Here is a 4,056-nt window from a genome sequence, read left to right on the forward strand (position 1 = left end):
TAGCTTATAATAAAGTAGATAAAAAAATATTATTAAAAGTACTTAATGGTTTACAGTTTATGAATTACGTTAGAATTTGTGAAAATGATAAAACGCAAGAAGTATTTTTTAACGGTTGGATGAAAAGAGTTAATTTTTAAACATAAAAAAACGCCAACTAAATTAATAGTTGGCGAAAATTAACCCTAAATTTAAAACAATGAATATTTATTAAACCAAAACAAATCGCAAACCCGCAAGTCAAATATACAAAACTTTTAATATAAAATGCAAAATAAACTAAATATTTTTTTAATTATTTCTTTAGCTATTATTTTATGGTTGTATTTTGCTAAAAGTGAAGTAGTTAAAGAGGTTACTAAAATTGAAATTAAATACGATACTATAACTAAAATAGTTGATAATACTAAGCCAAATAAAATAGAAAAAGTATTTATAAAAGTTCCTGAAGTAATAATACAAAATGATACTATCACTAAAGTAATTTATAAAAATAAAGAGGTTCAAAAGTATCATTATAAGGACACTTTGCAAAATGGTGTACTTGAAAGCACCATATTAGCTGATAACATTTATAAAAGAGATATTAAATTAACTACATTCAATAAAGAAACTACAACTAAAACGGTTAAAACTATTGTTAAAAGTGAATTATACTTTGGTACAATATTTACTATTTCGCCAACAAAACAATTAGAAAACACATCAGTAAATGCTTTTTACACTCATAAAAATAAGTGGTTAATTACTGGAGGTGTAGGATATAATTTTTACGAAAACAACCCTAATATTAGTATTGGAGTAGGGTTTAAATTTTAGAAAAAGTCCAGTTTATTAACTAAAAAACTGGACTTTTTATCAAGTATTTAGCAATTATTTTTTAATTAATGTTAAGTCGAAAGTTGTAAAATCACCTTTTGTAAATATTAAATGTTGACCTATTCCATTTTCAGCTATTAAAACATTACTTACACTCCAACTACTTGCACCTTTTGAAGCGTATTTTTGTGGTAATATATTATGACCAACATAAAATAAATCATCAGCCCTATAAGTAGAGTGTGTATGTGCAACTATCATAGGAATATCTAAATTTCTAAAACCAGTATTACTTCCTCTTGATCCGTTTGTTCCATTATCACCATGTAAAGCACATTCATATTTACCTATAATATAACTATCTTGTGTTGAAAGTGTTGTAATTTCATCGCCAAATTCGTTATGTAAATAATAAGCTACAACACCTTTTTCTGCTTTTTTCTCCATAACAGCAGTTGTATATTTAAAATAAAATAGTGAATTTGCAATATCTTTACGCCAATCTTGTTGTAATATTCTATCAAATCTATCATTATGATTTGCACTTGGTATTACGATTCCATATTTTAATTTAGGTTTTAGCCAATTTTTTAATTCGTGTAATTCTTTTTCTATTAAATGACTATCGTTTTGTAGTCTTTCATATTGTTGAATTGGGTCTTTTAGAATATGATTATTACAACTTTCACCATCTACAACATCGTGCATCACCAATTTTTTTATATTAAAACGCTCACAAATTGTATCATTTGCTTTGTCAATTTCTGGTATTATTTGATTACCATGTGAATCACCACAAACTAAGCCTTCAGCATTTTCAACTATGTTTATTACCTGGTTATGTACTTTATGTATTAAATCAATAAAGTTTCCATCTTTATCAGCCTCTACTTGTCTAATATGGAATATAGTTTCATTTCTTATTTCTACTATTACAAAGCCAAATTTATGTGAGTTTTCTGCTATTTTACCTTGTCTTGAATCAGTATAATTTGGTAGTGTAATTGCTCCAGTTGTTAAAACTGTTTTATTAGCATATCCATTTAAAGTTGGTTCTGTTTTTAAATGTAATTTTGGATGACCTACAATAATAGATTTACCTTGACTTAAACCTTGAATACCAGTTAAAGGATATTTCATTGTTGGGCTTATTTTAACATCAGCCAATAAAGTTAAGTAATCGTGTATATCGTGTCTTGAAGCACTCCAATATTCTTTTGTTTCTTCGTGCCAATTTTCATTTTTACTTTCAGCGAAAACAGAAGTAGGGTTTTTGTATCTACCTAAAATAACACTTAATTCAGCATTTAAAAAGTTTTTATAGGCTAAAATATTATTGTAAAAATTGGTATGTAAAGGTGTTTCATTTTGCTCGTAGGTAATTAAATAAAATTTACTTTTCTTTAACTTTTTACCTTTACCTAATTTCCATTCTTCTGAATCTTCTATACGAGTTTTGTTATCTGTTAAATTTCTCCTTTCTAAATGTTCTGATATTCTTCTCCTTAAACCATCATCATAAGTATGGTTTTCATTTTCTAAACAAAATTTTCTTGCTACACTTGTAATGTTTTTGTCAGTTTTATATAATTTAAGAATTGTTTTAATGTCACTTTTGGTTAATTTACTCATTATTATATTTTTAAGTTAAATTTAATTTAGTAAATGTAATGTTTTTTTTTACTTTTTGGGATTATATTACTCAAATATAGTAACTTTTGGGGAATATAATACTCATTTGTATAGTTATATGTCTACTTAATAGGTGTTTTTTATAGCTATAACTATACTTTTTTAAGTAGTCTTTCACATTTATTTCTCCAACTTCCTGAATTAACTTGAATTGGAACTGTTTTTACTTTTAATTTTCTAAAATGTATAAATTCTTCGTAATTATCATCTAAATGCCAAATAACATTAGTTTCTTTTAGATAAATTGCTTTAAATTCCATACAAGTAAATCGTATTTTACAACGTGGCAAACCTAACATATCTGAAACAATATATAAATCATCTAAAGTTGGATTTGCCTTATATCTATGCTTATGAAGTTCATCGTATCTTGTTGTTAATATCCAAACATCAATATCTCTATCAATTAATTCTTTTGCATATTCTTGTACGTGTTTTTTTTCTAATGTTCCATCAAAATCAAAGGTTACTATTTGTTTCATAATTTATTTCTTTTTTCTAATTCCTCAACGTAAATATTGTAGTAATCCATATAAGAATTTCTGTTTTTATATTTTGCCAAAAACAACTCCAACTCATTATTACTGTAACTTTTTATGCTCTCTTTTAGGTGGTGGCAAAATACCTCATGACTATCAGTTATTGTAAATTTCTTTTTTTTCATAATTATTTTCTAAAGGATTTACCTTTCATTTCAAAAATATTAAACATTTCTTGTAATCTATCAAAAACCCTATCACCATATTTTACTTTTATTTGTGCTAAAGTTAAGTTTGTGGTTAAATAAGTTTTTTTACCTCTTGCATAACGTTCCTCAATAATTTCTTTCATTAAATTCTTCTTACCGAAATTTGAGGCATCTTGTTCAGTACCGAAATCATCAAAATAATACGTTTTAGTATTGTAATATTTATTGTTAAATTCCTCTTTTTGCCATTGCTCTTTAGAATCTAATGTTTCATATTCACTTACAACAGTTAGGCAACTTGTTTTATTAAACCATAGTAAAGTTTCTGGAAGTAACTTGTAAGCTATTCTTTGGTATGTTTCTATCATAGTTGTCTTACCACAGCCATAATCACCAATAATTAATAAACCTTTGCTTAAATCAGCTATATTAAGGCTTAATTTAGTTTCATTAAAACTTTCATCTTTAGCAAAATATCTTGCAATAATATCATAAATAACTGAATTATCTTTATTAACAAGTAATTTTGTTCTTGTTACATACTCAAAAGTTTCTTTAAATAGCATTTTAAGTAGACTTAAATCCATTTTTTCTAATGGCTTCTTATCTTTATCAGTTAAATTTGAAAAATAACCATTAGCAATTTCTCTTGATTTTAATTCTGATTCTGTTAATGGAATTTCAATATCAAAACCCCTTCTAAAATTATCTCCTATTATTCCCATTATCTATTTGGATTTACAACGTTTAACAATGATTCATTACTTTGTGAAGATGATTGATTTGTTTTAATATCTTTTTTTAACCATTCACTTTTAAATCCAGCCCAACTATTATTAACACATTCGTTCAAAGTA

At 25.7% G+C, this 4,056-nt stretch carries 4 protein-coding genes; 1 reads left to right on the forward strand and 3 read right to left on the reverse strand.

The genetic code is table 11. The features are described from left to right. Positions 1 to 267: 267 nt before the first annotated feature. Complete coding sequence (locus tag Q0352_RS11045) at positions 268 to 819, forward strand: hypothetical protein (protein ID WP_299527449.1); 552 nt, start codon at positions 268 to 270, stop codon at positions 817 to 819. Positions 820 to 873: 54 nt separating this feature from the next. Here the strand turns inward: Q0352_RS11045 and Q0352_RS11050 are convergent, their stop codons facing one another. The 3 genes from Q0352_RS11050 to Q0352_RS11060 all read right to left on the reverse strand — a co-directional run bounded on the left by Q0352_RS11050 (position 874) and on the right by Q0352_RS11060 (position 3,924). Continuing rightward, positions 874 to 2,451, reverse strand: a complete 1,578-nt coding sequence (locus Q0352_RS11050; RefSeq protein ID WP_299527451.1) for a hypothetical protein — start codon at positions 2,449 to 2,451, stop codon at positions 874 to 876. Positions 2,452 to 2,603: 152 nt separating this feature from the next. Continuing rightward, positions 2,604 to 2,993, reverse strand: coding sequence for a hypothetical protein (locus Q0352_RS11055; RefSeq protein ID WP_299527453.1), 390 nt, complete (start codon positions 2,991 to 2,993; stop codon positions 2,604 to 2,606). 184 nt (positions 2,994 to 3,177) lie between these two features. Then, the gene (locus Q0352_RS11060) at positions 3,178 to 3,924 is read right to left on the reverse strand and encodes a hypothetical protein (protein ID WP_299527455.1); all 747 of its coding nucleotides are present in this window, start codon (positions 3,922 to 3,924) and stop codon (positions 3,178 to 3,180) included. Between the last annotated feature and the right edge of the window lie 132 nt (positions 3,925 to 4,056).

This window comes from uncultured Lutibacter sp. (genome assembly GCF_937891065.1).
Classification (GTDB): Bacteria; Bacteroidota; Bacteroidia; order Flavobacteriales; family Flavobacteriaceae; genus Lutibacter.

Excerpts from the sequence above, each read along its gene's own strand:
- Q0352_RS11055 (WP_299527453.1), bottom strand. The coding sequence starts at position 2,993 with ATGAAACAAATAGTAACCTTTGATTTTGATGGAACATTAGAAAAAAAA.
- Q0352_RS11060 (WP_299527455.1), bottom strand. The coding sequence starts at position 3,924 with ATGGGAATAATAGGAGATAATTTTAGAAGGGGTTTTGATATTGAAATT.
- Q0352_RS11050 (WP_299527451.1), bottom strand. The coding sequence starts at position 2,451 with ATGAGTAAATTAACCAAAAGTGACATTAAAACAATTCTTAAATTATAT.
- Q0352_RS11045 (WP_299527449.1), top strand. The coding sequence starts at position 268 with ATGCAAAATAAACTAAATATTTTTTTAATTATTTCTTTAGCTATTATT.